Annotated in this window: 26 protein-coding genes and 1 tRNA gene; 13 read left to right on the forward strand and 14 right to left on the reverse strand. The window is 70.1% G+C overall.

Features of this window, described 5'->3' with window-relative positions:
• Positions 1–161: 161 nt before the first annotated feature.
• Both WAT24_RS11305 and WAT24_RS11310 read left to right on the forward strand, forming a co-directional pair.
• A complete protein-coding gene (locus tag WAT24_RS11305; RefSeq protein ID WP_336807977.1) occupies positions 162–326 on the forward strand; it encodes a LiaI-LiaF-like domain-containing protein in 165 nt (54 codons plus the stop codon).
• A gap of 6 nt (positions 327–332) precedes the next feature.
• A complete protein-coding gene (locus WAT24_RS11310; protein WP_336807978.1) occupies positions 333–1,631 on the forward strand; it encodes an MFS transporter in 1,299 nt (432 codons plus the stop codon).
• 96 nt (positions 1,632–1,727) lie between these two features.
• On the opposite strand, the gene WAT24_RS11315 is transcribed toward WAT24_RS11310, so the two are convergent.
• Both WAT24_RS11315 and sbcB read right to left on the reverse strand, forming a co-directional pair.
• A complete protein-coding gene (locus WAT24_RS11315; protein WP_336807979.1) occupies positions 1,728–2,414 on the reverse strand; it encodes a DUF2461 domain-containing protein in 687 nt (228 codons plus the stop codon).
• A gap of 60 nt (positions 2,415–2,474) precedes the next feature.
• A complete protein-coding gene (gene sbcB / locus WAT24_RS11320; protein ID WP_336807980.1) occupies positions 2,475–3,911 on the reverse strand; it encodes an exodeoxyribonuclease I in 1,437 nt (478 codons plus the stop codon).
• 67 nt (positions 3,912–3,978) lie between these two features.
• On the opposite strand from sbcB, the gene orn reads away from it, so the two are divergent.
• The 5 genes from orn (at position 3,979) to WAT24_RS11345 (ending at position 8,502) form a co-directional block, all read left to right on the forward strand.
• Positions 3,979–4,539 carry an oligoribonuclease gene (gene orn / locus WAT24_RS11325; RefSeq protein WP_336807981.1) on the forward strand — a complete coding sequence of 187 codons (561 nt, stop codon included), beginning with the start codon at positions 3,979–3,981 and terminating at the stop codon, positions 4,537–4,539.
• A gap of 2 nt (positions 4,540–4,541) precedes the next feature.
• Positions 4,542–5,447 carry a dihydropteroate synthase gene (gene folP / locus WAT24_RS11330; protein ID WP_336807982.1) on the forward strand — a complete coding sequence of 302 codons (906 nt, stop codon included), beginning with the start codon at positions 4,542–4,544 and terminating at the stop codon, positions 5,445–5,447.
• A 47-nt stretch (positions 5,448–5,494) separates the two neighbouring features.
• Entirely contained in the window at positions 5,495–6,862 is a 1,368-nt protein-coding gene (gene glmM, locus WAT24_RS11335) for a phosphoglucosamine mutase (RefSeq protein ID WP_336807983.1), read from the forward strand.
• A complete protein-coding gene (locus WAT24_RS11340) occupies positions 6,859–7,791 on the forward strand; it encodes an isopenicillin N synthase family dioxygenase (RefSeq protein ID WP_336807984.1) in 933 nt (310 codons plus the stop codon). Before glmM ends, WAT24_RS11340 begins: the two co-directional genes overlap by 4 nt.
• 222 nt (positions 7,792–8,013) lie before the next feature.
• Positions 8,014–8,502 (forward strand): hypothetical protein, encoded by a 489-nt coding sequence (locus tag WAT24_RS11345; protein ID WP_336807985.1) that lies wholly within the window; start codon positions 8,014–8,016, stop codon positions 8,500–8,502.
• Positions 8,503–8,509: 7 nt separating this feature from the next.
• Here the strand turns inward: WAT24_RS11345 and WAT24_RS11350 are convergent, their stop codons facing one another.
• On the reverse strand, positions 8,510–9,184 hold the full coding sequence (locus WAT24_RS11350; RefSeq protein WP_336807986.1) for a DUF6445 family protein: 675 nt from the start codon (positions 9,182–9,184) through the stop codon (positions 8,510–8,512).
• Positions 9,185–9,246: 62 nt separating this feature from the next.
• Entirely contained in the window at positions 9,247–10,053 is an 807-nt protein-coding gene (locus tag WAT24_RS11355; RefSeq protein ID WP_336807987.1) for an SDR family NAD(P)-dependent oxidoreductase, read from the reverse strand.
• Between the two features lie 124 nt (positions 10,054–10,177).
• Here WAT24_RS11355 and tpiA point away from each other — a divergent pair, with 124 nt between their 5' ends.
• The 4 genes from tpiA to WAT24_RS11375 all read left to right on the forward strand — a co-directional run bounded on the left by tpiA (position 10,178) and on the right by WAT24_RS11375 (position 12,256).
• Positions 10,178–10,927: a triose-phosphate isomerase gene (gene tpiA / locus WAT24_RS11360; RefSeq protein ID WP_336807988.1), complete on the forward strand. Its 750-nt coding sequence runs from the start codon at positions 10,178–10,180 to the stop codon at positions 10,925–10,927.
• 22 nt (positions 10,928–10,949) lie between these two features.
• On the forward strand, positions 10,950–11,372 hold the full coding sequence (gene secG / locus WAT24_RS11365; protein WP_336807989.1) for a preprotein translocase subunit SecG: 423 nt from the start codon (positions 10,950–10,952) through the stop codon (positions 11,370–11,372).
• A 13-nt stretch (positions 11,373–11,385) separates the two neighbouring features.
• A tRNA-Leu gene (locus WAT24_RS11370) sits at positions 11,386–11,470 on the forward strand.
• Between the two features lie 132 nt (positions 11,471–11,602).
• Positions 11,603–12,256, forward strand: coding sequence for a response regulator (locus WAT24_RS11375; protein WP_336807990.1), 654 nt, complete (start codon positions 11,603–11,605; stop codon positions 12,254–12,256).
• A 66-nt stretch (positions 12,257–12,322) separates the two neighbouring features.
• Here WAT24_RS11375 and WAT24_RS11380 read toward each other — a convergent pair whose 3' ends face one another.
• Positions 12,323–15,304: an Rne/Rng family ribonuclease gene (locus WAT24_RS11380; protein WP_425605299.1), complete on the reverse strand. Its 2,982-nt coding sequence runs from the start codon at positions 15,302–15,304 to the stop codon at positions 12,323–12,325.
• 349 nt (positions 15,305–15,653) lie between these two features.
• Between WAT24_RS11380 and WAT24_RS11385 the strand changes: the two genes are divergently transcribed.
• Positions 15,654–16,622 (forward strand): RluA family pseudouridine synthase, encoded by a 969-nt coding sequence (locus WAT24_RS11385; RefSeq protein WP_336807992.1) that lies wholly within the window; start codon positions 15,654–15,656, stop codon positions 16,620–16,622.
• Positions 16,623–16,663: 41 nt separating this feature from the next.
• Here WAT24_RS11385 and WAT24_RS11390 read toward each other — a convergent pair whose 3' ends face one another.
• Positions 16,664–17,002 carry a 4a-hydroxytetrahydrobiopterin dehydratase gene (locus tag WAT24_RS11390; RefSeq protein WP_336807993.1) on the reverse strand — a complete coding sequence of 113 codons (339 nt, stop codon included), beginning with the start codon at positions 17,000–17,002 and terminating at the stop codon, positions 16,664–16,666.
• A 136-nt stretch (positions 17,003–17,138) separates the two neighbouring features.
• Here WAT24_RS11390 and WAT24_RS11395 point away from each other — a divergent pair, with 136 nt between their 5' ends.
• On the forward strand, positions 17,139–17,744 hold the full coding sequence (locus WAT24_RS11395; RefSeq protein WP_336807994.1) for an NfuA family Fe-S biogenesis protein: 606 nt from the start codon (positions 17,139–17,141) through the stop codon (positions 17,742–17,744).
• Between the two features lie 230 nt (positions 17,745–17,974).
• Here the strand turns inward: WAT24_RS11395 and WAT24_RS11400 are convergent, their stop codons facing one another.
• The 8 genes from WAT24_RS11400 to WAT24_RS11435 all read right to left on the reverse strand — a co-directional run bounded on the left by WAT24_RS11400 (position 17,975) and on the right by WAT24_RS11435 (position 23,905).
• On the reverse strand, positions 17,975–18,328 hold the full coding sequence (locus tag WAT24_RS11400; RefSeq protein ID WP_336807995.1) for a c-type cytochrome: 354 nt from the start codon (positions 18,326–18,328) through the stop codon (positions 17,975–17,977).
• A 16-nt stretch (positions 18,329–18,344) separates the two neighbouring features.
• Positions 18,345–18,668 carry a c-type cytochrome gene (locus WAT24_RS11405; protein ID WP_336807996.1) on the reverse strand — a complete coding sequence of 108 codons (324 nt, stop codon included), beginning with the start codon at positions 18,666–18,668 and terminating at the stop codon, positions 18,345–18,347.
• Between the two features lie 120 nt (positions 18,669–18,788).
• Positions 18,789–20,012, reverse strand: a complete 1,224-nt coding sequence (locus WAT24_RS11410) for a TraB/GumN family protein (RefSeq protein WP_336807997.1) — start codon at positions 20,010–20,012, stop codon at positions 18,789–18,791.
• A gap of 72 nt (positions 20,013–20,084) precedes the next feature.
• Complete coding sequence (locus WAT24_RS11415) at positions 20,085–20,975, reverse strand: carbon-nitrogen hydrolase (RefSeq protein ID WP_336807998.1); 891 nt, start codon at positions 20,973–20,975, stop codon at positions 20,085–20,087.
• A 48-nt stretch (positions 20,976–21,023) separates the two neighbouring features.
• Positions 21,024–21,554 (reverse strand): YbhB/YbcL family Raf kinase inhibitor-like protein, encoded by a 531-nt coding sequence (locus tag WAT24_RS11420; protein WP_336807999.1) that lies wholly within the window; start codon positions 21,552–21,554, stop codon positions 21,024–21,026.
• Between the two features lie 89 nt (positions 21,555–21,643).
• Complete coding sequence (locus WAT24_RS11425) at positions 21,644–22,396, reverse strand: helix-turn-helix transcriptional regulator (RefSeq protein ID WP_336808000.1); 753 nt, start codon at positions 22,394–22,396, stop codon at positions 21,644–21,646.
• Positions 22,397–22,407: 11 nt separating this feature from the next.
• Positions 22,408–23,445, reverse strand: coding sequence for an agmatine deiminase family protein (locus WAT24_RS11430; protein WP_336808001.1), 1,038 nt, complete (start codon positions 23,443–23,445; stop codon positions 22,408–22,410).
• A 124-nt stretch (positions 23,446–23,569) separates the two neighbouring features.
• Complete coding sequence (locus WAT24_RS11435) at positions 23,570–23,905, reverse strand: hypothetical protein (RefSeq protein WP_336808002.1); 336 nt, start codon at positions 23,903–23,905, stop codon at positions 23,570–23,572.
• Between the last annotated feature and the right edge of the window lie 87 nt (positions 23,906–23,992).

A 23,992-nucleotide genomic window follows, 5' to 3' on the forward strand; every position in this document is an offset into this window, starting at 1 on the left:
TGCATCAATACAACTGGCACCGTCCGCATGCCAGCGTTGACTACCAGCCTCCTATCACCCGCATTGCCATGAACAACCTGGTGGGTTTACACACCTAGCCCGTTGACGCCGGGCGCGGGCATGCGCACAGTGGCCGCTTCCGTTCCCGGCGAGAGCCTCCGATGCGTCCCAGCGTGCCCGGCATCATCCTGATCGTGGTCGGCGTCCTGTTCCTGCTGCGCAACTTCGGCTTCGAACTGCACCTGAGCGAGCTGTTCGCGCGCTGGTGGCCGCTCGTGCTGATCGCGCTGGGCGTCGGCATGCTGTTCAAGAACAGGCGGGCCTGAGGCGTCATGAACGCAGCCGCGGTGCCGGTGGATGCCGCTGCGCGCCTGGGTCGCGCGGATCTGCGCACGTTGCTGCTCGCCGCCCTCGGCGGCGCGCTGGAGTTCTACGACTTCGTCGTCTTCGTGTTCTTCGCGCTGCCGCTCAGCCAGTTGTTCTTTCCGCCGGACAGCGCCCCCTGGCTGGCGCAGCTGAAGGTCTACGGCATCTTCGCCGCAGGCTATCTGGCGCGGCCGCTGGGCGGCATCGTGATGGCGCACTACGGCGACAAGCTCGGCCGCAAGCGCATGTTCACCCTGAGCGTGTTCCTGATGGCGCTGCCCACGCTGGGCATCGGCCTGCTGCCGGTGTACGCGCAGGTCGGCATGCTGGCGCCGCTGCTGCTGCTCCTGTTGCGGGTGGTGCAGGGCGTCGCCGTCGGCGGCGAGGTACCGGGCGCGTGGGTGTTCGTGGCCGAGCACGTGCCGCCGAGCCGGGTCGGCTTCGCCTGCGCCAGCCTCACCTCCGGGCTCACGGTGGGGATCCTGCTCGGCTCGCTGGTCGCCGCCGGCATCAACCGTTCGCTGGCGCCTGAGGCCTTGCTGGCCTATGGCTGGCGACTGCCGTTCCTGGTCGGCGGCGTGTTCGGCTTCCTTGCCGTGTGGCTGCGCCGCTGGCTCAGCGAGACGCCGGTGTTCCAGGCCATGCACGCGCGCCGCGAGCTGGTCGCCGGCCTGCCACTGGCGCAGGTGGCGGCGCGGCACCGGCCGGCCGTACTGCTGTCGATGCTGGTGACCTGGATGCTCACCGCGGCGATCGTGGTACTGATCCTGATGACGCCCTCGCTGGTGCAGTCCGCGTTCCACGTGGCGCCCGCGCGGGCCTTCCTGGGCAACAACGTCGCCTCGTTCGCGCTGGCGGTCGGCTGCCTGTTCTACGGCGGCCTGTCCGACCGGATCGGTCCGGCGCGGGCGCTGCTGCTCGGGGCGGCCGGGTTGCTGGCGGCCGGCTACGCGCTGTACCTCGGCCTGGCCGCCGGCGGCGCGCACTTCGTCGCGCTGTACGCGGTGGCCGGTTTCGCCGTGGGCGTGGTCGGCGTGGTGCCGGTGCTGATGGTGCAGGCGTTCCCGCCGCCGGTTCGCTTCTCCGGGCTGTCCGCTTCCTACAACGTCGCCTACGCCGTGTTCGGCGGGCTGACCCCGCCGCTGATCGGCCTGCTGGTGGCGCGTTTCGGCGTGCTCGCGCCGGCGCACTACGTGGCCGCCACGGCGGTGCTCGGCATGGCGGTGGCCATCGCCCTGCTGCGCCGCCCCGGTGGATTACCGTAGGAGCGAGCTTGCTCGGGATGCCTTGGCCTGGAAGCTGCCCGGGCCGAGCAAAGCATCGCGAGCAAGCTCGCCTCTACCGAATAGAAGAAAGCCCGCTCAGAACTCGAGTTCCTGCGCGGCGCAGAGGTAGTCGATCATCGGCGCCACGCGCTTGAAGCTTTCCACCGTCCACGGCAGCAGTTCGGGGGAGCAGGCGAGCGCCTCGTCGAAGCCCTGGCAGGCGGCGAAATCCTTGCGCTTGAGGTCCTCGATCAGTTCGTGCCCCGGGTCGAAGCCGCGCGGCGGGCGGCTGAGCGACTCGCCCCAGAACGTGATGTGCTCGCGGAACGCCTTGCCCTGGGTGGCGCGCTTCCACGCCGCCGGGTTGTCGGCGAGGAAGGCGCGGATGGTCTTCAGCGTGTCCGGCTCCGGGTGCCACATGCCGCCGCCGGCGAAGCAATCGCCCGGCTCGATGTGCAGGTAGAACGAGGGCGCCGGGATCTCGTGGCGGCGCGCGTGGAAGAAGCGCGAGCCTTGCCAGGTCTTGTAGGGCAGCTTGTTGTGGGAGAAGCGCGTGTCGCGGTGGATGCGGAACAGCGAGCCGCCGTTCCTGCGTGCATCGGCGCGGTAGTGCGGGCTGATCTTCGCCAGCGGCGCCGCCATGTCGGCGATCAGCGCGAGGAAAGGCTCGCGCACGTGGCGCTCGTAGTCGGCCTTGTGCGCGGCGAACCACTCGCGGCTGTTGTTGCGCGCCAGCGCGCGCAGGAAGCGGAAGGTGGCGGGAGTGAAGTAGGTCTGGGCCATGGCCGCATTATCGGCCATCGAGGCCACACCGGCCGCTACACGTGGCCTACGTGCCGGGGCTCAGGCCACGGCGGGCGTGGGCGCCAGGGTCAGGCCCCAGGCGTCCAGCTGGTCCAGCAGGGCGGTCTGCTCCGGCCGCTCCCGGCGCAACACCGCGATGCGCGCGAAGTAGTCGTCGAGCGTGCGCGCGGTGAGGGGCGTGGGACGGGTCAGGCGGGCCTGGCGGAAGGCCTCCCAGCGGGCTTGTTCCTCCGCATCGAGCGTCGCGGGCCAGTTGCGCGCGCGGTAGCGGAACAGCAGCTCCGGATAGCGCGGGTCGCGGAACGGGAAGGTGCGGCGCCCCAGTTGCTCCGGGGGCGTGGCGCGCACCTCGGCGAGCAGGCGCCTGTCCGCGTCGGGCAGGAAGCCGTCGTACAAGGCGAGTTCCGGGTCCTCCGGCGGTGCCATGGCGGCGGCCCGCGCGAACACGCGGCACAGCTTGTCGGCCAGGCCGGCGCTGGCGCGCATCACGGCGTGGTGGCGCAGGCAGCGTTCCAGGTCCAGGCGCAGGCGGCCGTGGTCGACGTCGCGCAGCACGGACAGCGGCGCCAGTGCGGGCGCACGGTTGGCCCGCACGGTGCGCAGGGGAATGCGCTCGACATCCTCGGGCAGGTCGGCGCGGGCGGTGAAGATGCGGTCGGCGATCTCGTCCTCGTCCAGCGCCAGCCAGCCGGACGGGTCGGCGTCCAGGTCGTAGACGATCACCTCGCCCGGGCGCGCCGGATGCATCGCCAGCGGCATGATCACCGCCAGGCAGTGGCGGCTGGCCGGGTAGCGCGAGGACACGTGCACCAGCGGCGTCATGCCGACCACGTCGATCAACCCGAATACCTTCTGCTTGCGGCGCAGCTCGAAGTGCCAGTCCCACAGCCGCGGCTGGCGCACGCGGATCAGCCGGGCCAGGCCGATCAACGCGTGCACGTCCGACAGCGCGTCGTGCGCGCGATCCTGCTGCAGGTGGTTGGCCGCTGCCAGGTGCTCCAGCCGGAAGCTCGGCGTGCCGTCCTCGCGGACCGGCCAGACGATGCCCTCGGGGCGCAGCGCCTGGCACATGCGCACCAGGTCGATCAGGTCCCAGCGCGAATTGCCGTTCTCCCATTCGCGCGCGTAGGGGTCGTAGAAGTTGCGGTACAGCAGCTGGCGGGTGAACTCGTCGTCGAAGCGCAGCGAGTTGTAGCCGACGCCGCAGGTGCCCGGCTGCGCGAGCTGCTCGTGCACGCGCGCGGCGAACCCGGCCTCCGACACGCCCTCGCGCTCGGCCTGCTGGGGCGTGATGCCGGTGATCAGGCAGGCGTCCGGGTCCGGCGCCATGTCCCGTGGCGGGCGCGCGAAGAACATCACCGGTTCGCCGACGATCTCCAGCTCCGCGGTGGTGCGGATGCCGGCGAACTGGGCCGGCCGGTCCCTGCGCGGGTCCGCGCCGAAGGTCTCGTAGTCGTGCCAGAGGAAGGTCTGCATGGCCGGATCATCGCATGCGGAGCGGCGCGGGCGCCTGCGCTAGACTTGCGCGCTCCAAGGAGGACGCATGAGCCACGCCAACGACGACAACCTGATCTGGATCGATCTGGAGATGACCGGTCTGGACACCGACACCGACTCCATCCTCGAGATCGCCACGATCGTGACCGACAAGGACCTCAACGTGCTCGCCGAAGGGCCGGTGTTCGCGATCCGCCACGAAGTCGACCGGCTGGAAGCCATGGACAGCTGGAACCGCAACCAGCACCGCAAGTCGGGGCTGTGGCAGCAGGTGCTCGAGTCGACCACCGACCACGCCCAGGCCGAGCAGGCCACGCTCGACTTCCTCAAGGACTGGGCGCCGCCGGGCAAGTCGCCGATGTGCGGCAACTCGATCTGCCAGGACCGTCGCTTCCTGCACCGGCAGATGCCGCGGCTCGAGCGCCATTTCCACTACCGCAACCTGGACGTGTCCACCCTCAAGGAGCTGGCGCGGCGCTGGGCGCCGGCCATCGCGCGTGGCCTGAGCAAGGAGTCGGCGCACACCGCGCTGTCGGACATCCGCGACTCGATCGAGGAACTGCGCTACTACCGCCTGCACATGGGCGCGCTGGGCGGCCGGGACTGACCATGTTCGAGGATCCCTTCGCGATCGTGCTCGACTGCGCCGGCCGCCGGCTGGTGCTGGACCGCCCGCGCGTGGTCGGCATCCTCAACGTCACGCCCGACTCGTTCTCCGACGGCGGCGCCCATGCCGACACCGCGGCCGCGGTGGCCCACGGCCTGGCGATGGCGGAGCAGGGCGCGGACATGCTCGACGTCGGCGGTGAGTCGACCCGCCCGGGCGCGGCCGAAGTGCCGGTAGAGGAGGAGCTGCGCCGCGTGATCCCGGTGATCGAGCAGCTGGCCGCGCGCACGACGCTGCCGATCGCGGTGGACACTTCCAAGCCCCAGGTCATGCGGGCCGCGGTGGCCGCGGGCGCCGGCATGGTCAACGACGTCTATGCGCTGCGCCGCGAAGGAGCACTGGATGCCGCCGCCGAGCTGCGCGTGCCGGTGTGCCTGATGCACATGCAGGGCGAGCCGCGCAGCATGCAGGACGACCCGCGCTACGATGACGTGGTGGGCGAGGTGCACCGCTTCCTGGCCGATCGCCTGTTCGCCTGCGAACTGGCCGGCGTCGACAAGCGGCGCGTGCTGGTCGACCCCGGCTTCGGCTTCGGCAAGACGCTGGAGCACAACCTGGCGCTGCTGCGCGCGCTGGAGCGCTTCGCGGACCTGGGCGCGGGCGTCTACGTCGGGCTGTCGCGCAAGTCGATGATCGGCGCGCTCACCGGCCGGCCCGCGGGCGAAGCGCGCGCGGCCGGCTCGGCGGCGGCCGCACTGGTCGCGGTACAGCGTGGCGCGCGCATGGTACGTGTACACGACGTGGCCGCCACCGTTGACGCACTCGCGATCTGGCGTGCCGTGCACGAAGGCGACACGCCGCGGCGTGACGTACGTCTCACTGCTCCACGCTGGCCCGACGAAGACTGAGTTACTTAGGTGCGGTCCGCTCAGTGGCGCCACCGCAGGGAATGATGATGAGCACACGCAAGTACTTCGGCACCGACGGCATTCGTGGCCAGGTCGGGCAGTGGCCGATCAGCGCCGACTTCATGCTCCGCCTGGGCCGTGCGGCCGGCGCCGTGCTGGCGCGCGAGTCGCAGCGCAAGCCGCTGGTGCTGATCGGCAAGGACACGCGGGTGTCCGGCTACATGTTCGAGTCGGCGCTGGAGGCCGGTCTGGTCGCCGCCGGCGTGGACGTCGGCCTGCTGGGGCCGATGCCGACGCCCGCGGTGGCCTACCTCACCCGCTCCATGCGTGCGGTCGCCGGCATCGTGATCAGCGCCTCGCACAACCCGCATACGGACAACGGCATCAAGTTCTTCTCGGCCCAGGGCGAGAAGCTTTCCGACGAGATCGAGCAGGCGATCGAGCAGGAGCTCGACGCCGACTTCGCCACCGTGCCGTCCGAGCAGCTGGGCAAGGCCACCCGCGTGGCCGATGCAGTGGCGCGCTACGCCGAGTACTGCAAGTCCACCGTGCCCGAGGACTTCACCCTGCGCGGCATGAAGGTCGTGCTCGACTGCGCGCACGGCGCGACCTACCAGGTGGCACCCAAGGTCTTCGCCGAACTCGGCGCCGACGTCAGCGCCATCGGCGACAAGCCGGACGGCTTCAACATCAACCACAACGTGGGTTCGACCCATCCGCAGACGCTGCAGCAGGCGGTGCTGGCGCAGAGCGCCGACATCGGCGTCGCCTTCGACGGCGACGGCGACCGCGTGATCCTGGTGGACCGCGCGGGCAGCATCGCCGACGGCGACGACATCCTCTACGTGCTCGCCCGCAGCCTGTTCGCGCGTGGCTGCCTGCGCGGCCCGGTGGTCGGCACGCTGATGAGCAACTACGGCCTGGAGCAGGCGCTGGCCGAGCTGGAGGTGCCGCTGATCCGCGCCAACGTGGGCGACCGCTACGTGCTGCAGCAGCTCAAGGCCCACGGCGGCATTCTCGGCGGCGAGACCTCCGGCCACATCCTGTGCCTGGACCGCGCCACCACCGGCGACGGCATCATCGCCGCGCTGGCGGTGCTGGAGACGCTGGCCGCCTCCGGGCAGGATCTCGCGCTGGCCCGCCGCGGCCTGCAGAAGCTGCCGCAGGTGATGGTCAACGTGCGTGCCCAGGGCGCGCGCGAGGCGCTGGCGAGCCATACCGTGCGCCATGCGCTGACCGAGGTGGAACGCACCCTGCAGGGCAGGGGCCGCGTCGTGTTGCGTGCGTCCGGTACCGAGCCGGTGGTGCGGGTCACCATCGAGGGTGCCGATGCCGGCGAAGTGCAGCAGTTGGCCGGTTGGCTGGCCGACGCCGTAAAATCCGCCGCGCACACGCACATGACGGAAAATCCATGAAGCAAGTTCCGACGCTCGACATCCGCCGCTACGACACCGACCGCGACGCTTTCGTCGCCGAACTCGGTGCCGCCTATCGCCAGTTCGGCTTCTGTTGCATCAGCGGGCACGGCATCCCGCGCGAACTGGTCGAAGGGGCCTACCAGGCCTTCGAGCGTTTCTTCGCGCTGCCGACCGAGACCAAGATGAAGTATCACGTGCCCGGCTCCGGCGGCGCGCGCGGCTATACCCCGTTCAAGGTCGAAACGGCCAAGGACAGCCGCTATCCCGACCTCAAGGAGTTCTGGCACATCGGCAGGGAGATCCCGCGCGATTCCAGGTTCGCCGAGGTGATGCCGCCGAACCTCTGGCCGCAGGAGGTGCCCGAGTTCAAGCCCTACGGCTACGGCCTGTACGAGGCGCTGGATGCGCTCGGCACCCGCGTGCTGCGCGCGCTGGCGCTGCACATCGGCCTGCCGGAGCGCTATTTCGACGACAAGACCGACCAGGGCAACTCGATCCTGCGCCCGATCCACTACCCGCCGATCACCGAGGAGAACATCCCGAACGTACGCGCGGGCGCCCACGAGGACATCAACTTCATCACCCTGCTGGTCGGCGCCAGCGCCGAGGGGCTGGAAGTGCTGAGCGAGGGCCAGTGGCTGCCGATCACCACCGAGGGCGACGCGATCGTGGTCAACATCGGCGACATGCTGCAGCGCCTGACCAACCACGTGTATCCGTCGACCTCGCACCGGGTGGTCAACCCGCAGAACGAGAACGCCCGCAAACCGCGCTACTCGGTGCCGTTCTTCCTGCACCCGAACCCGGACGTGGTGCTGGACCCGCTGCCCGAGTGCGTCACGCCGGACAACCCCAGCCGCTACGACACCTCGCTGACCTCGCACGAGTATCTGATGCAGCGCCTGCGCGAGATCAAGCTGATCTGACCGACAGCCCGCGCTGCGCGAGCAAGGTCGCTCCTGCTTTCCGGGCCTTGGAAGCACTGGCGCGCGGAGCGGCGCCGGCGCGCCGCGCGTTGCTCGATGCCGCCCGGCCGCCGGTGGCCGGGCCACGCCAGGGTGCACTCTGCTGCGGGCATGACTTCCGGTCGATGCGTCACATGACCCGGCCGCCTAGCGTTGCAGGGTCTCCCTTGCAACGGCCACGCCATGCGCCACATCTCCCTGTTGCTCCTGCTCGCAGCCACGTCGGTCAACGCTACCGACACACAGCCGATGCGGACCCTGGATTATTTCCAGGGCAGCTGGCGGTGCGAAGGCGTGTTTCCCGCCAGCGGCAGGACGATCGCCTCGCGCATGACCTACGTCGCCGACCTGCAGGGTGCCGCGCTGGTCAAGCACCACGACGACACCTCGCCCGGCGCGCGCTACCACGCCATCGAAACCTGGGCCTACGACGCCAGGGCCGGGCGCTTCAACGCGGCGATCGTGGACAGTTTCGGCGGCGTGCGCCGCTTCGGCTCCGACGGTTTCCGCCAAGACACGCTGACCTGGGAATCGGCCGCCGAGGTGGCGCCGGCGCAGCGCTTCGCCTACACGCGGCTGGGTCCGCGCCGCTACCGCGTCGACTGGCAGGTCGCGCGCAACGGCAAGGACTTCGTGGTCGGCGACACGCTCACCTGCACGCGCGACACGTAGCGGGCCGCTACGCCATCCAGAAGAACACCGCCGTCATGCGCTTGCTGGCTACGTCGTCCAGCCCCCAGTACGCGCTGGCGCTGTGCACGATGTTGGCCTTGTACAGCAGCAGGCGGTTGAAGCGATGGGCCACGCGCACGTCTTCGGCGAAGGCGTTCGGCTGCACGAAGCGGTTGCCGAGCGCGTCCACCAGGTTGCGGTAGGGCGGCGCCACCATGTTGCCGCCCAGCTGTCCGCCGGGCATGCGCTGGCGGAAGAAGCTGGTGCCGCAGCTGTCGGGCACGTCCGGGTTGAGATAGAGCACGGCGGCGTAGCGGCACAGGTTGAGCGAATCCGTGTGCGGCTTGACCGCGCCCTCGACCGCACCGACCACCTGCACGCAGTTGTGGTTGAGCTTCTGCCCGGCCTCGGTCTGCTCCACCCACAGCTTCTTCGCCCCGGTGGCCTGGCGCACCTTGGCCTCGATCAGGGCCAGTTCGTCCCCCAGCAGCGCCGGCGAGGCGCGCATGCCCGGCCACGCCTCGCCGGTGGTGGGAAAGCCGTATTCCCAGTCGGTCTTGGCCAGGCACCGCTCGCGCACGGTGTGCGGATCGGGCAGGGCATCGTCCAGCACCCAGTAGTCGCGGCCCTCGGTGGGCTTGCGGTAGGGCAGCGGACGCATCTGGGTCGGGAACAGGCTCATGGCGGTCTTCGCAACGAGGAGCGGGCCACGTTAGCACCCCCGAGGCTTGCGTTCCGTATGCCTCAGTCGAGCTGGCGGTAGCGCCGCGACTGCCGTGCCGACAACCACAGGCCGAGCCGGTCAGGGATCAGCTTGGCGAGCGCCTTGATCGCGCGGTTGGCCCGTCCGGTGACGTGCACGATCTGGCCGCGTTCGACCGCCGCCACGCCTTCGTCCACCACCGTCTCGGCACGCTGCCACAGGAACCGCGGCAGCTTGCCGACCAGCGCGCGGGTGCCGGTGACGTCGTGGAACTCCGACCAGGTGAAGCCCGGGCACAGGGCGCACACGTGCACGCCGTGCGCGCGGTTCTCCAGCGCCAGCGACTGCGAGAACTTGATCAGGTAGGCCTTGCTGGCCGCGTAGAGCGTGTGTCCCGCCGATCCGGGCACGTGGCCGGCCAGCGAGGCCACGTTGACGATACGGCCGTAGCCGCGCGCGCGCATGCCCGGCAACAGCCGCCACGCCAGCTCGGTCGGCGCGGTCAGCAGCACCTGCAGGAACGCGGCGTGGACTTCCCAGGCGCTCGCCTCGAACGTGCCCGGCACGCCGTAGCCGGCGTTGTTGACCAGCCAGTCCACGGCAAGGCCTTCGGCGGCGAGTGCGGCGCACAGTCGCTGGGGCGCCGAGGGATCGGCCAGGTCCAGTGGCCTCACGTGCACCGCGGTGCCGTGTGCCGCCCGCAACTGTATTGCCAGTGCGTGCAGGCGGTCGGCGCGACGCGCCACCAGCACCAGGTCGTGTCCTCGCGCGGCGAGCGCGCGGGCGAACGCGGCGCCGATGCCGGCGGAGGCGCCGGTGACCAGGCTGAGCGGGCGGTCGAGGGGCATGCGATGGCGTCCGAAGCGGGGTGGCGCGACCATCTTGGCGGAGGGGAGCCGGGCGCGCCAGCAGGCGTTTGCCGGGTCACCGGGGCGTCGTTATGCTTGCGGCTTTTGCACAGGTAGGGATGGCATGCGCAGGAAACTCGTCGCCGGCAACTGGAAGATGCACGGCAGCCGCTCGATGGCGGAGGCGCTGGTGGCCGAGCTGGCCGCGGGCCGGCCCGAGCAGGCCGACGTGCTGGTGTTCCCGCCGTTTCCCTACATCGCCGCGCTGACCGAGCGGTACGCCGGCAGCGGCCTCGGCTTCGGCGGCCAGGACGTCAGCGAGCACGAGGGGCAGGGCGCCTACACCGGCGAAGTGTCGGCCGCCATGTTGGCGGACGTCGGCGCGCAGTGGGTGCTGGTCGGCCATTCGGAGCGGCGCCAGTATCACCGCGAGAGCGACGCGCTGGTCGCACGCAAGTTCGCCGCCGCCTGCGCCGCCGGCCTGACGCCCATCCTGTGCGTCGGCGAAACGCTGGAGGAACGCCAGGCGGGCCAGACCGAAGCCGTGCTCGCGCGCCAGCTTGGCGCCGTGCTCGCACGCAACGGCATCGCCGCCTTCTACAGCGCGGTCATCGCCTACGAACCGGTGTGGGCGATCGGCACCGGGCACACGGCCACGCCGGAACAGGCGCAGCAGGCGCACGCTTTCATTCGTAGCCAACTCGAGCGGGAAGATGCTATGATCGCCCGTCTGACCCGGCTGCTTTACGGCGGCAGCGTCAAGGCGGCGAATGCCGCGGCATTGTTCGCGCAGCCGGACGTGGACGGGGGGTTGATCGGCGGAGCTTCGCTCACCGCGGTCGATTTTCTCGGCATCTGCGCCGCGGCGCACTGAGCGCTACGGATTCCAAGAGAACATGTTCGTCATCTTCAGCGTGTTTTACATCCTCATCGCCGCGGCGATGATCGTGCTGATCCTGATGCAGCGCGGCGCAGGCGCCGATGCGGGCTCGGGTTTCGGCGGCGGCGCCTCCGCGACGGTGTTCGGTGCGCGCGGCTCGGCCAGCTTCCTCACCCGGGCCACTGCAGTGCTGGCGGCGCTGTTCTTCGTGCTGAGCCTGGGCATGGGCATCTACCTGAGCCGCAGTGGCGCGCCGCAGAGTACCGAGGCGGATCTGGGCGTGATGTCCGGTCTTGCCAACAAGCCCGCGCCCACCCAGAATGCGCAGCCCGCGGCACCTGCCGGCACCGACGTGCCGAAGGCGCCGGCCACGTCGAACGCCGACGTGCCCGCCGTACCGGCCAGGTCGGACGTGCCGGCCCCGGCCTCGACGAAATAACGGCAACACACCTGCCCAGGTGGCGGAATTGGTAGACGCACTACCTTGAGGTGGTAGCGACGCAAGTCGTGGGGGTTCGAGTCCCCCCTTGGGCACCAATCGAAGAGTCCGGCTTCTCCAGGCCGGAGACGCAACGAACCCGCCGCTGGCGGGTTTTTTGTTGCCGGGGGTTGCAATGGGCGGGTCGCCCGCCTACTTTTCGGTTCACTTGTACCCAAGGAGGGCCCGAAGTGATCAATGTCGTGCTCGTGGACGATCACGAATTGGTGCGTACCGGTTTCCGCATGATCCTGCAGCAGCAGCCGGACGTACGCATCCGCGGCGAGGCCGCGACTGCGGAAGAAGGACTCAGGTTGATACGCACGCTGGCGCCGGACGTGGCGCTGGTGGATGTGCACATGCCGGGGATGAGCGGCATCGAGCTCACCGAGCGGGTGATCCGCGCCAAGCTCAACACCCATATCATCATCGTCACCGTGGTGGACGACGCGCGCTTTCCCAAGCGCCTGCTCGACGCGGGCGCCTTGGGCTACCTCACCAAGGGCTGCGCGGCCGACGAGCTGCTGGTGGCCGTGCGCCAGGTCGCTGGCGGACGCCGCTACCTCGCGCCGGCGGTGGCCCAGCAGCTCGCCTTGGCCACGCTGGACGGGAGCAGTGCTTCGCCGTTCGACGCCTTGTCCAGCCGCGAGCTGGAGGTGGCGATGATGCTGGTGCGCGGCAAGCCGCTCACGGTCATCGGCGAGCAGCTGAGCCTGAGCCCGAAGACGGTGTCGACCTACAAGCAGCGCCTGATGGAAAAGCTGCAGGTCGAACACGTGATCGGCCTGGCGCATCTGATGACGGTGCACGGCCTGCTCGACGCCCCGCATCACCAGGTCGGCTGACGGGGCCGCACGAAAAAGGGCCGGACGGCGACGTCCGGCCCTTCTTTTTTTCGTCCCCCGAGAGGCTCAGCTCTGCGCCGCGTCCTTCGGCTGCGCGGTCTCGGCCGGTCGCGGCGCGTCCTGCGCCGGCGCGGGCCGGGACCCGCCCGGCTGCGCCAGCAGGTCGCCCTGGCGAGGCTGCGGCGGCGTGAACATCGGTGGCGTCGTCGACGGCTCCGGCAGGTCCTCGTCGACGGGCGCGTTGCCGACCGGGGCGGTGTCCTGGGCGGCCATCGCGGGTTCGGCTTCGGCCGGCTCGCTGGCCGTCGTGTGCTCCGCGGTGGCTGCACTAGGCGCAACGAACGTGCTGTCGGTCGTTGGGGGGGCGGCCGGAGCCGGCGCAGGCGCGGACGCCTCCGCGACCGGCTTCACGGCCGGCTCGGCAGGCTCCACGGCGTTCTCGACCGACTCGTCGGCCATTGCCGATGCTTCGACCGCGGGCGACGCCGGAATCGGCGGCAGCGTAGGCAGGTTGAAGGCCACCGGCGCGGGAGCGGGGGGCACTTCGGTCGGCATCTCGGGCACCGGCAGCGGCTGGGCAGCCGGGGCTTCGGCCGCCTCCACCGCACGCTCGGCGTCGGCGGGCGCGGGCTCGCGGAGGCCCTCGGGTGCCGCGGCAGCGCCGGCTTCGAGGCCGGCGGGGGAGCCGATGGCACCGGTCACGTCCTCGTCCCGGTCCTCGTCATCCAGCTCCTGGATCGCGTCGGATGCCACCACGCCGGCAGCGGCTGCACCGTCCTCGTGCCGGCGACGGCGGCGGCCGCCACGGCGACCACGACGCCGGCGCGGCTGGCCGCCCTCGGCTTCCGGCTTGTTCTCCTGGGTGGGCGCGCCTGCCTCGGCGACGGCGGTGACGGTCTCGACGTCCGCCGCGGGCTCGGCGACCGGGGAGGTCTCGGGACGCTCGGCCGGAGCCGGGCGGGACGGGCGTTCGGGCTTGGCCGGGGCGTTGCGGCGGGCATCGGCCGCGGCGGTGCCCTCGACCGGGCTCGGCTGGGCAGCCGGCGGCGCCGGTCTGGGCTGGCGCGGCTCCTTGGCGGCAGCCGGCTGGGGCTGTTGGCGCGGGGAGCCGGATTCGTTCGTACGCTGCCGCTGGCCGCTCTTTCCGGCCGCGGGCGCGCCGCCCTTGGCGGCCTGCGCCGCATTGCCGTCGCGGCGGCCCTGGCGCTGCGGGTTGCTGGCCTGCGCCTGCTGCGGGCGGCCACGCTCGTCGCGGCGGCTCTGGCGCGGCGGCGGGTTGGCGTTGTCGCGGCGGGCGGGCGCCGCCGGGGCCTCGGTCTCGGTCGTGCCGCGGAACCAGCCGAGCAGGCGCGCGATCACGCCACCCTGCGGCTTCGGCGCGACGGTGGTACGAGGCTTGGCCGCGACGGCCGCCACCGGAGCCGGAGTCGGCGCCGGGGCCTCCTCGCGCACGGGCGCCGGCGTGGCCGGGACGATGCCGCTGACCGCCGGCTGCTCGGTGCTGCCGAGCATCTGGCCCATTTTCGGGATCGGGGCGGCCTCGACGGCGGTGAGCCGCTCGTAGCTGGGCTTGCTGTGCTCGCCCATGTCCGCTTCGCGGATGCGCTGGATCTGGATGTGCGGGGTCTCGAGCTTCTCGTCGGCGACGATGACCACGTGCACCTTGTTGCGCAGCTCGATCTCGACCACGCTGGCGCGCTTCTCGTTGAGCATGAAGTTGGCGACCGCCGGCGGGGCCTGCACCAGCACCTGGCCGGTGTTGTCCTTCATGGCGTGCTCTTCGATCAGGCGCAGGGTCGAGAGCGAAAGCGATTCGACGCCGCGGATGTGGCCATGGCCCTCGCAGCGCGGGCAGACCACCTGGGTCGCCTCGCCCAGGCTCGGACGCAGGCGCTGGCGCGACATCTCCAGCAGGCCGAAGCGGCTGATGCGGCCGACCTGCACGCGGGCGCGGTCCAGCTTGAGCGCGTCCTTGAGCTTCTCCTCGACCTCGCGCTGATGACGAGGGCTGTCCATGTCGATGAAATCGATCACGATCAGGCCACCGGCATCGCGGATGCGAAGTTGGCGGGCGATCTCGACCGCCGCCTCGAGGTTGGTGTTGAACGCGGTCTCCTCGATGTCCGAGCCCTTGGTGGCCTTGGAGGAGTTGATGTCGATCGCGGTCAGCGCCTCGGTCTGGTCGATCACGATCGAGCCGCCGGAGGGCAGGCGCACCTGGCGGTCGAACGCGCTCTCGATCTGGGTCTCGATCTGGTAGCGCGAGAACAGCGGGGTGTCGTCCTTGTACAGCTTGAGCTTGCGCAAGGCGTTGGGCATCACCTGCTGCATGAACTCGCGCGCGTCGTTGTAGAGCGATTCCTCGTCGATGAGGATCTCGCCGATGTCGTTGCGCAGGTAGTCGCGCAGGGCGCGGATGAACAGCTTGGATTCCTGGTAGATCAGGAACGGCGCCTTCTGCCTGGCGGCCGCCTCGGAGATCGACTTCCACAGGGTCAGCAGGTAATCCAGGTCCCACTGCAGCTCTTCGGCGTCGCGGCCCATGCCGGCGGTACGCACGATCAGCCCCATGTCGTCGGGGACGCTGAGGTGGTCCAGCGCCTCCTTCAGGGCCTGGCGATCCTCGCCCTCGATCCGGCGCGAGACGCCGCCGGCCTTCGGGTTGTTGGGCATCAGCACCATGTAGCGGCCGGCCAGGCTGATGTAGGTGGTCAGCGCCGCGCCCTTGTTGCCGCGCTCCTCCTTCTCCACCTGGACGACCAGTTCCTGGCCTTCCTTGAGCAGCTCGCGGATGCCCGCCTTGTTCGGGTTGACCCCGGGAGCGAAGTACTGCTCGGAAATTTCCTTAAGCGGCAGGAAGCCGTGGCGCTCGGCGCCGTAATCGACGAAGCAGGCTTCCAGGGATTGCTCGACGCGGGTGATGCGGCCCTTGTAGATGTTGGCCTTTTTCTGTTCGCGGGAGGGGATCTCGATATCGAGGTCGTAGAGGGTCTGGCCATCGACGATGGCCACGCGCAACTCTTCACGCTGAGTTGCGTTGATCAACATGCGTTTCATTGTAGTTTTGTTCCTTCGGCCTGCCGCGCGTCGCGTGCCGCGGTGGCGCCTAGGAGGGCAGCCTGCCGGGATCGCGCCGCTGCGGGTGGGCGGCAAAATGAACCGGCACCGTTCCCGGTACCGGGTGATTCGTGGCACGCGCCCCTGCCGTCTCGCCACCCCCTGGCGGCGGACAACGGCATCCCGAACCGTTACGATGAGTGGGAGTTTACGGCCGGCTGCCGGGGTGGCCACCGGCGCAATCCTCGCCGACGTCGCGGACGGGCGTCCCCCCGCTATCGAAAATCCGATGGGGACATAAAGCGCCTGCCGAGTATCCTATTACCCCAGGTTTTTTTCAATGCAGACGGCAACTTCCCACGACGCACCTCACGGTGTGCGTCAAGTCGATATCGGCCCCGAGCGCGACGGCCAGCGCATCGACAACGCCCTGGCGACCCTGCTCAAGGGCGTTCCCAAGAGCATGATCTACCGGCTGTTGCGCACCGGCCAGGTGCGCGTCAATGGCAAGCGGGCCAAGCCGGACACTCGTCTCAGTGCTGGCGATACGCTGCGGATTCCCCCCGTGCGCACCGCCGAGCGGCCAGTCGAACAGGGGCCGTCCCCTGACCTGATGGCCGCCGTCGCGGACGCGGTGATCTTCGAGGACAAGCATTTCCTCGCCATCGACAAGCCCGCGGGCATTGCCAGCCACGGCGGTTCGGGCGTCAGCCACGGCGCCATCGAGCTGCTGCGCGCGGCCCGCCCGGGCCAGCACCTGGAGCTGGTGCATCGCCTGGACCGGGACACCAGCGGGGTGCTGGTGTTCGCCAAGACCCGCGCCGGACTGACCGGGCTGCAGGCAGCGATCCGTGCGGGCGAGGTGACCAAGCAGTACCTCTGCCTGATGGTCGGGCATCCGTCCAAAGCCCGCTTCGACGTCAATGCGCCGCTGCAGAAATCCGTGCTCCAGGGCGGAGAACGGATGGTAAGAGTGTCCGATAACGGCAAGCCATCACTGACATTTTTCCGCGAGATGGAGCAGTATCCCGGGGCCCGCCTGATGCAGGCGACGCTCGGTACGGGACGCACCCACCAGATCCGCGTGCATGCCGCGCATGTCGGCCACCCGCTTGCCGGAGACGCCAAGTACGGCGATCGCGAGGCCAACAAGCGCTTCCGCGAGAAGGGGCTGCAGCGCCTGTTCCTGCACGCCGCCCACATGGGCTTCGAACTGGAGGGGCGCGCCTACGGCTTCTCCGCGCCGCTGCCAGACGACTTGAAGAACTTTCTGGATCTGCTTGGGCAGAAAGGAAAAAGCAAGCGATGACATGCTCGCCCGGCACCACGAGCCGGGCGGCTGCACCGGAATCAGGCCAGCAGCGCCTCGACCTTGGCTGCGCAGACGAAGTCGTTGAGCGACAGGCCGCCCACGTCGTGTGTCGACCACAGCACCTGGCAGTGGCCGTAGCCGGCTTCGAGATCGGGATGGTGGTCTTCGCGGTTGGCCATGAAGCCGACGGCGTTGATGAAGCCGAGCGTGCGGTGGAAATCCGGGAAGCGGAAGTCCTTCACGATCGCCTTGCCGTCCAGGGCGAGCTGCCAGCCCGGCAGGCCGGCGAGCAGTTCCTGGACCTGGTCCGGCGCGAGCGCGTGTTCCTTGCCCTTGCGCGGCTGGCAGTGCTGGCGGGAAAGCTCGGTAAGGTTCATTGCGGTCTCCATGAACGGGAAACGCGAAGCGTCGAAGCTGCGACCGGAAAAGTCAAAGCCGGACTTTCGGGCAAAACAGGACTAAAATGGTGCTGTTTTCGCCGGACCGTCCCCGCCGGCGCTGGAGAACCCACTGATGATCGACATTTCCGACCGTGCCCAGCAGCATTTCCGGCGCCTGCTCGCCCAGCAGGGCGACGAACTGGGCATCCTGCTGCGCGTCACCGCCCCGGGCACGCCGGCGGCCAACTGCGAGCTGGAGTTCTGCGAGCCGCGCGAGCTCAGCGGCAACGAGTGGCTGGTCGAGTGCGAGGGCTTCGACTTCTACCTGGAAGGCGACAGCGCGCGCTGGCTGGAGGGCGCCAGCATCGATTACGAACCCAACCCGACCGGCGGCCAGCTCAACATCCGCGCGCCGCGCATCAAGGGGGAGATTCCCGGCGCGGAGGCGGGTCTGGTCGAGCGCGTGCGCTACGTGCTGGAGGCGGAGATCAACCCGCGCATCGCCTCGCACGGGGGCCGCGTGAGCCTGCTCGAGGTCGGCGCGGACGGCACGGTGCTGCTGCAGTTCGGCGGCGGTTGCCACGGCTGCAGCATGGTCGACGTGACGCTGAAGAACGGCGTGGAGAAGACGCTGCGCGAGCGCGTGCCGGAGATCACCGCGGTGCGTGACGCGACCGACCACAGTGGCGGAGCCAATCCGTACTACAAGGAAAAGGCGGGTAGCTCGGCGATGGGGTGATGGCCCCGACGTCAAGTGCCTTGCGCCCTCTCTGGTTCGGGGAAAGGGCTGGGGTGAGGGGCGGGGTTCACGGGGAAGCGGAAGCGAGCCGTGCTCCGGCGAAACGATGGGGTGGGAGAGCGAAGCCTGGCCGCAAGACGGCCCCTCACCCCAACCCTCTCCCCGCAGAGGGGATGAATGAAAAGGCCCGCCGAGGCGGGCCTTTTGCTTCTGTCCGGTGGGAGCGGGGCTTACTTGTCGCCCTGGATGTGCCCGTCCAGCGTGCCGAGCTTGGTCGGCAGGCTGGAGAAATAGGCGGCGACGTCCTCGATGTCCTGGTCGGACAGGGTGGCCACGAAACCCTTCATGATCGGGTTGTTGCGGCGGCCGTCCTTGTACTCGTGCAGCGCCTGCTGGATGTACAGGTTGTACTGGCCGGCCAGGCGCGGGTACTGCGGGTCGACCGCATTGCCGTCGGCGCCGTGGCAGGCGAAGCAGGCGGCGGCCTTGGTCTTGCCGTTCGCGGCATTGCCTTCGGCCATCAGCACGGTGGAGGACAACGCCAGGACGGCGCCGAAGATGAGCAGGGTGAGCGCGCGCTTCATGGAAGATCCTTCAGGCTTACTTGGCGAGGCTGGAGAGGTAGGCGGCGATGTCTTCGATGTCCTGGTCGGACAGGCTCTGCGCCTGCGCCATCATCGTCGGGTGGGTGCGTTCGCCGGTCTTGTAGCCATGCAGCGCGTTGATGATGTACTGCTCGTTCTGCCCGGCGATCTTCGGCACGGGGTAGTCCGGATAGGCATTGGTGTAGCCGGGCACGCCGTGGCAACCGTTGCAGGTGTAGACCAGCTTGCGGCCGTTGGCCTTGTCGCCCGCGGCATGCGCGTTGCCGGCGGCGAGGAGGGCTGCGGCCACCGTCAGGCCGAGCAGTTGCAGTCGAATCATCGAGATCATTCCCACGCTAGGTCGGTAGGGTGCAAAGTCGCGGAAGTATAAAGGCTGCGTTACGCGAGGGACAACCGACGTCCACCGCGGATCCGGCGCAGGCCCTTGCGATACGGCCGGTCAGAACAGGCTCTTGACGATCTGGATCCCGGCCGCGTACTCGCCGATCACGGTGCCGGCGCTGACCAGTATGAAGTTGAGCAGGGTGCGCGCCACGCGGTTCTTCCACCATCCGGTCCATTGTCCGATGTCGTCGCGCAGCGTCTCGAAGTCGGCCACGCGCGGCCGGCGGATCCAGGCCTCCGCCATCGCGCTGATGCCGCCGGCGGGGATGCCGGGGCGGAACGGCTTGATCGGCGCGGCGATGAATGCCGCCAGGATGCTGAGCGGATGCGCGCCGGCCGCCAGTGCACCCAGCGCGGCGCAGCCGCCGGTGAACAGCACCCAGTTGCGCAGCGCCTGCGCGCCGAGCGAGGGGTTGCGGTGGAAGGCGTAGCCGATCGCCGCGAACACCAGCAGCACCAGGCCCAGCGCCAGCCACTTGGGCCAGCGCGCCTTCGGCGGCAACTGCGCCAGTTCGGTGATGCGCAAGGCCGGCGGCTCCTGCTGCTCGCGCAGCTGCCGGCACAGTCCCCTGAGGTGGCCGGCGCCGATCACGACCAGCACGCGGCGCACCTGCGGCGCCGTCTGCGCCTGTTCGCGCAGGCGTGCGGCCATGAAGGCGTCGCGTTCGCCGATCAGGCTTCCGTAGAGCGCGGCCGAACTCTGCGCGAACTCGCCGAAGGCACTTTCCAGCAGGTCGCCTTCCTTGAGCTTTTCGATCTCCTTCTCGTCCACGTGTTCGCGTTCGAACACGCTGGCGATCAGCCCGCCAAGCAGGCCGAAGCGCGACCAGAAGCCGACGCTGCGCCAGGCGCGCTTGAGCGTGGTGCCGACCTCGCGGTCGATCAGCCACACCGGCAGGTTGGCGCGGTCGGCGCCGTCCATCGCGGCCTTCATCTCGGCACCCGGCTGGATGCCGTACTGCGCGGCCAGGCGCTGCTGGAACGAGGACAGCACCAGGCTCGCGGCGACCATGCCGACCTTGCCCTGGCGGATCACCTGGAACAGGTCCATCTGCTTGAACGCGTCCGGGTTGCGCATGCCTTCGGCGCGGCTGGGACACAGTTCCACCGCCACCGCATCGAACGCCTCGGTGGCGACCAGCGCCTCGACGGCGGTCACGCTGGCCCGCGACACGTGCGCCGTGCCCAGCACCACGTACTCCACGCCGTCGCGCACCACGCGTTCCAGCGGCTGGTCGAGCAGGGCAGCCGGCTGCGTGTCGGATTCGGGGAGGCTCATGCGGGGTTCCGGAAGGAGAGGGGGAGGCCATCCTGCATGGCGTCGGCGCAGGGCGTACTCAAGCGGCCGGGTTCAATCGCGGTAGCGCTTGAGCAGGTCGCCGTAGGCATCGATGCGCCGGTCGCGCAGGAACGGCCAGATCCGCCGCACGTGCTCGCTGCGTTCCAGGTCGACGTCCACCACCAGCAGCTCGCGCCCGTCGGTGCCGGCCTTGGCCAGGAACTCGCCCTGCGGCCCGGCCACGAAGCTGGTGCCCCAGAACTGGATGCCGGCACCGACCCCCGAGGGGTCGGTCTCGTAGCCGGTGCGGTTGCACGCCAGCAGCGGCAGGCCGTTGGCCACGGCGTGGCCACGTTGCACGGTGACCCAGGCGTCGCGCTGGCGGTCCTTCTCGGCTTGGTCGTCGTTCGGATCCCAGCCGATCGCGGTGGGATAGAGCAGCAGTTGCGCGCCGGCCAGCGCCATCAGCCGCGCCGCTTCCGGATACCACTGGTCCCAGCACACCAGCACGCCCAGGCGGCCGACCGAGGTGTCGATCGGCTCGAAGCCCAGGTCGCCGGGGGTGAAGTAGAACTTCTCGTAGAACGCCGGGTCGTCGGGGATGTGCATCTTGCGGTAGGTACCGGCGATCGCCGCGGAGCGATCGAACACCACCGCGGTGTTGTGGTACAGGCCGGCGGCACGCTTCTCGAAGATCGACGCGACCACCACCAGGCCGAGTTCCTGCGCCAGCTGGCCGATGCGCTCGGTGCCCGGACCGGGGATGGTCTCGGCCAGCTCGAACTCGTCCACGCATTCGCGCTGGCAGAAGTACGGGCCGTTGTGCAGTTCCTGCAGCAGCACCAGCCGGGCGCCGGCAGCGGCGGCCTCGCGCAGGCCGGTCTCGATCGCGTCGAGGTTGGCGTCGCGGCTGCCGCGGTTGGTTTCCTGCAGCAGCGCGACCTTGAGAGTGGGGGTCTTCATCCACGCATTATCGCAACCCGCCGGCCTCCTGTCCCGTGAACGGCCGTTTCAGCGACCGAAGGTCAGCGTCTGCTGCGCCTTGCCGAGCACGTGGCTGCGCAGCATGAAGCCGGTCAGCGCGGGCGAGGCATCGGCCGGTACGCCCAGGGCGGGCACGTCCAGCGCGTAGACGGTGAAAACATAGTGGTGCGGCGGGTCGCCCGCCGGCGGGCAGGGGCCGCCCCAGGCCTTGTCGCCGTAGTCGTTGCGCACCGCGCGGGCCGGTGGCGGCAGGCGGCCGCCTTCGGCCAGGCCATGGGCCGAAGCGGGCAGGTCGATCACCACCCAGTGCCAGAAGCCGCTGCCGGTGGGCGCATCGGGGTCGAACACGGTGAGCGCGAAGCTGCGCGTGCCGGCCGGCGCGCCGTCCCAGTGCACCGCGGGAGCGACGTTGGCGCCGCTGCAGCCGAAGCGGTCGTAGCTGTAGCGGGTGGCGATGTGTCCCTGCGCGTCGGCGGCGTCGACGCGCAGCCGGAACGTACCCGCCTGTGCGGTGGTGGCGAGGGCGACGAGGGCAAGGCAGGCGAACGGGCGAAACATGGCGGCATTCCTGGGGGAGGTGGCGCAGATGATGCGCCTTGCCGGGGCGGGCGAGTGTCCTGGAGCGCGCAAGCGCACGCCCGAAACGCTCAGGCGCGCAGCTCGGAGGGCCGTGCGCCGAAACGCGCGCGGAAGCGCGCCGCGAAGCGCGACGCCGACCGGTAGCCGCAAGCCAGCGCCACCTGCTTGAGCGGCTGGCGTCCGGCCTGCACCAGGCCGAGCGCGTAGGCGAGCCGCACCTCCTCCAGCACGGCGCGGAAACTGCGGCCCTCGGCGGCCAGGCGACGGCGCAGCGTGGCGGGGCTCATCGCCAGCCGGCGTGCGATCTCCCCGGCCTGCCACGGATGCGCGGGGGCGTCCGCGAGCAGCAGGCGCACGCGGTCGGCCAGGGCCTGCTCGCAGCGGCGGGATGGAACGAAACCGGCCAGGCGCATCGCCTCGAGCAGCTCGCGCACGCGGTGGCGCAACAGCGCCTCGGGCAGGCCGTCGTGCAGGCCGCGCTCGACGTGGGCGAAGGCCTGATCCAGCGCCGGCGTCGCGGCGAGCCGGGCCCAGCGCTGCGCGGGAGTCCCGGCGCGTAGCGCCTCTGCCTGCAGCCAATCGGCGCTGATGCACAGGCAACTGGCCACGTACGGCCCGTCGGCCGAAGGCAGGTTCTCGACGTTGAGCAGGCTGCCCGGGGCCACGCAGAGGTAGCTGCCGGCGTGGACCTCGGTGCCGGCCGTGCCTTCGCCCACCCGCTTGGTCCCGCTGCGCACCTGGGCCACCAGCAGCTCGGCGAAAGGCACCGCCGCGATGCGCTGGCGCCGGCGGGTGGACAGCGCGACGTGGGCGATGGCCATGCGCGGGCGCGTCAGGTGACCAGGCCTGCCGGCAGCTGCATGGTGATGCAGTGCAGGCTGCCGTTCTGCCAGATCAGCGGGCGACAGGGCACCTGCACCACCTCACGGCCGGGATACGCCGCGCCGATGACGCGGGCGGCCTCGCAGTCCGCGGCATCGCCGTAGGCCGGCACCAGCACGGCGCCGTTGACCACCAGATAGTTGGCGTACGAGGCGGCCAGGCGGCGCCCTTGGTCCAGGATCGGCTGCGGCCAGGGCAGCGGCGACAGGCGGTATGGACGTCCCTGCGGCGTGCGCAGGGCAGCCAGTTCGGCGGCCATGCGTTCCAGTTCCTCGTGGTGCGGGTCGGCCGGATCGTCGCAGGCCTGGAACACGATGCGGTCGCCGGGGGCGAAGCGGGCCAGGGTGTCGATGTGCGCGTCGGTGTCGTCACCCTCGAGGTAGCCGTGGTCGAGCCACAGCACGCGCCGCGCGTGCAGGCTGTCGCGCAGGATCGCGTCCATCGCCTCGCGCGACTGGTCGGGATGCCTCTGGTGCAGGCAACGCCAGGTAGTGAGCACGGTATCGCCGCCGTCGCTCTCGATGCCGCCGCCTTCCAGCGCCCAGTCCACCCGCGCGTGCGCTGCCGGACCGAACACGCCCGCTGTCACCAGGCCGGCGACCAGCGCGTCGTCCCGGTCGGCGCCGAACTTGCCGCCCCAGCCGGTGAAGCGGAAGTCGGTGAGCTGGAAGCCCGCGTCCGACACCAGCGTGATCGGGCCGGAGTCGCGCAACCAGGTGTCGTCGTAGGGCAGCTCGATGAATCGGATGCGCTCCAGATCCACGCCCGTGCCGCGCAGCGCGGCCTCGGCGTCCGCGCGCACCTGTGCGTCGGCCACGATCACGATCAGCGGTTGGAAGCGGGTCACCGCGGCGGCCAGCGCGACGTAGGTGGTGCGTACCTCGGCCAGGCGCTCGGCCCAGTCGGTCCCGGCGTGCGGCCAGGCGATAAGCACCGCGTCCTGCGGTTCCCATTCGGCCGGCAGGCGCAGGTTGGGGGAGGCGGTCATGGCGTGCTCGCGTGGTGATGCCCGGAGGCGAAGCGAGCAAGTTTAGAGGAGGGGCCGGCGGTTGGGGACGGCCGGTGTGCCGAGCGACGGCAGGTGACGCCGCGCCCGTCGCGGGTATCCCTTGTTACTGCGCCGCCGCCGGATTGCGATTGTTGCCCGCCGGCGTGTTGAGCACCGAATGAATCACGTGGTCGTGCTCGAAGTAGACGATGAAGGTCCTGTAGTCCCAGCGGTTGATCACCGGGTGCCTGCTGCTGTCGCCGCCGCGCGGTTCGAGCTTGCGCTGGGGCGCGCCGTAGCGCTTCTCGACCTGCGCCATGGTCATGCCGCGGGTGGGCAGGTTCATGCCCTGTTCCTGCTGCACGCGGTTGATCAGCAGGCTGTCGCCGGCCTGTGCCGGGGCGATCGAGGCCGCGCCGAGCAGGACGGCCAGCGCCAGGCTTCCAGTGAACTTGACCATGATCCCCTCTCCGCAAAGGCCAGTGCGGCGCCGTTGTAGCAGAACTGTCGGGGCCATGCCATGGCGGACTGTGCCGATTGAGATGGG

The organism is Fulvimonas yonginensis, from assembly GCF_037137055.1.
Lineage (GTDB): Bacteria > Pseudomonadota > Gammaproteobacteria > Xanthomonadales > Rhodanobacteraceae > Frateuria_A > Frateuria_A yonginensis.

Coding starts and splice junctions, on each gene's coding strand:
- WAT24_RS11305 (WP_336807977.1), top strand. CDS start 162: ATGCGTCCCAGCGTGCCCGGCATCATCCTGATCGTGGTCGGCGTCCTG.
- WAT24_RS11310 (WP_336807978.1), top strand. CDS start 333: ATGAACGCAGCCGCGGTGCCGGTGGATGCCGCTGCGCGCCTGGGTCGC.
- WAT24_RS11315 (WP_336807979.1), bottom strand. CDS start 2,414: ATGGCCCAGACCTACTTCACTCCCGCCACCTTCCGCTTCCTGCGCGCG.
- sbcB (WP_336807980.1), bottom strand. CDS start 3,911: ATGCAGACCTTCCTCTGGCACGACTACGAGACCTTCGGCGCGGACCCG.
- orn (WP_336807981.1), top strand. CDS start 3,979: ATGAGCCACGCCAACGACGACAACCTGATCTGGATCGATCTGGAGATG.
- folP (WP_336807982.1), top strand. CDS start 4,542: ATGTTCGAGGATCCCTTCGCGATCGTGCTCGACTGCGCCGGCCGCCGG.
- glmM (WP_336807983.1), top strand. CDS start 5,495: ATGAGCACACGCAAGTACTTCGGCACCGACGGCATTCGTGGCCAGGTC.
- WAT24_RS11340 (WP_336807984.1), top strand. CDS start 6,859: ATGAAGCAAGTTCCGACGCTCGACATCCGCCGCTACGACACCGACCGC.
- WAT24_RS11345 (WP_336807985.1), top strand. CDS start 8,014: ATGCGCCACATCTCCCTGTTGCTCCTGCTCGCAGCCACGTCGGTCAAC.
- WAT24_RS11350 (WP_336807986.1), bottom strand. CDS start 9,184: ATGAGCCTGTTCCCGACCCAGATGCGTCCGCTGCCCTACCGCAAGCCC.
- WAT24_RS11355 (WP_336807987.1), bottom strand. CDS start 10,053: ATGCCCCTCGACCGCCCGCTCAGCCTGGTCACCGGCGCCTCCGCCGGC.
- tpiA (WP_336807988.1), top strand. CDS start 10,178: ATGCGCAGGAAACTCGTCGCCGGCAACTGGAAGATGCACGGCAGCCGC.
- secG (WP_336807989.1), top strand. CDS start 10,950: ATGTTCGTCATCTTCAGCGTGTTTTACATCCTCATCGCCGCGGCGATG.
- WAT24_RS11380 (WP_425605299.1), bottom strand. CDS start 15,304: ATGTTGATCAACGCAACTCAGCGTGAAGAGTTGCGCGTGGCCATCGTC.
- WAT24_RS11385 (WP_336807992.1), top strand. CDS start 15,654: ATGCAGACGGCAACTTCCCACGACGCACCTCACGGTGTGCGTCAAGTC.
- WAT24_RS11390 (WP_336807993.1), bottom strand. CDS start 17,002: ATGAACCTTACCGAGCTTTCCCGCCAGCACTGCCAGCCGCGCAAGGGC.
- WAT24_RS11395 (WP_336807994.1), top strand. CDS start 17,139: ATGATCGACATTTCCGACCGTGCCCAGCAGCATTTCCGGCGCCTGCTC.
- WAT24_RS11400 (WP_336807995.1), bottom strand. CDS start 18,328: ATGAAGCGCGCGCTCACCCTGCTCATCTTCGGCGCCGTCCTGGCGTTG.
- WAT24_RS11405 (WP_336807996.1), bottom strand. CDS start 18,668: ATGATTCGACTGCAACTGCTCGGCCTGACGGTGGCCGCAGCCCTCCTC.
- WAT24_RS11410 (WP_336807997.1), bottom strand. CDS start 20,012: ATGAGCCTCCCCGAATCCGACACGCAGCCGGCTGCCCTGCTCGACCAG.
- WAT24_RS11415 (WP_336807998.1), bottom strand. CDS start 20,975: ATGAAGACCCCCACTCTCAAGGTCGCGCTGCTGCAGGAAACCAACCGC.
- WAT24_RS11420 (WP_336807999.1), bottom strand. CDS start 21,554: ATGTTTCGCCCGTTCGCCTGCCTTGCCCTCGTCGCCCTCGCCACCACC.
- WAT24_RS11425 (WP_336808000.1), bottom strand. CDS start 22,396: ATGGCCATCGCCCACGTCGCGCTGTCCACCCGCCGGCGCCAGCGCATC.
- WAT24_RS11430 (WP_336808001.1), bottom strand. CDS start 23,445: ATGACCGCCTCCCCCAACCTGCGCCTGCCGGCCGAATGGGAACCGCAG.
- WAT24_RS11435 (WP_336808002.1), bottom strand. CDS start 23,905: ATGGTCAAGTTCACTGGAAGCCTGGCGCTGGCCGTCCTGCTCGGCGCG.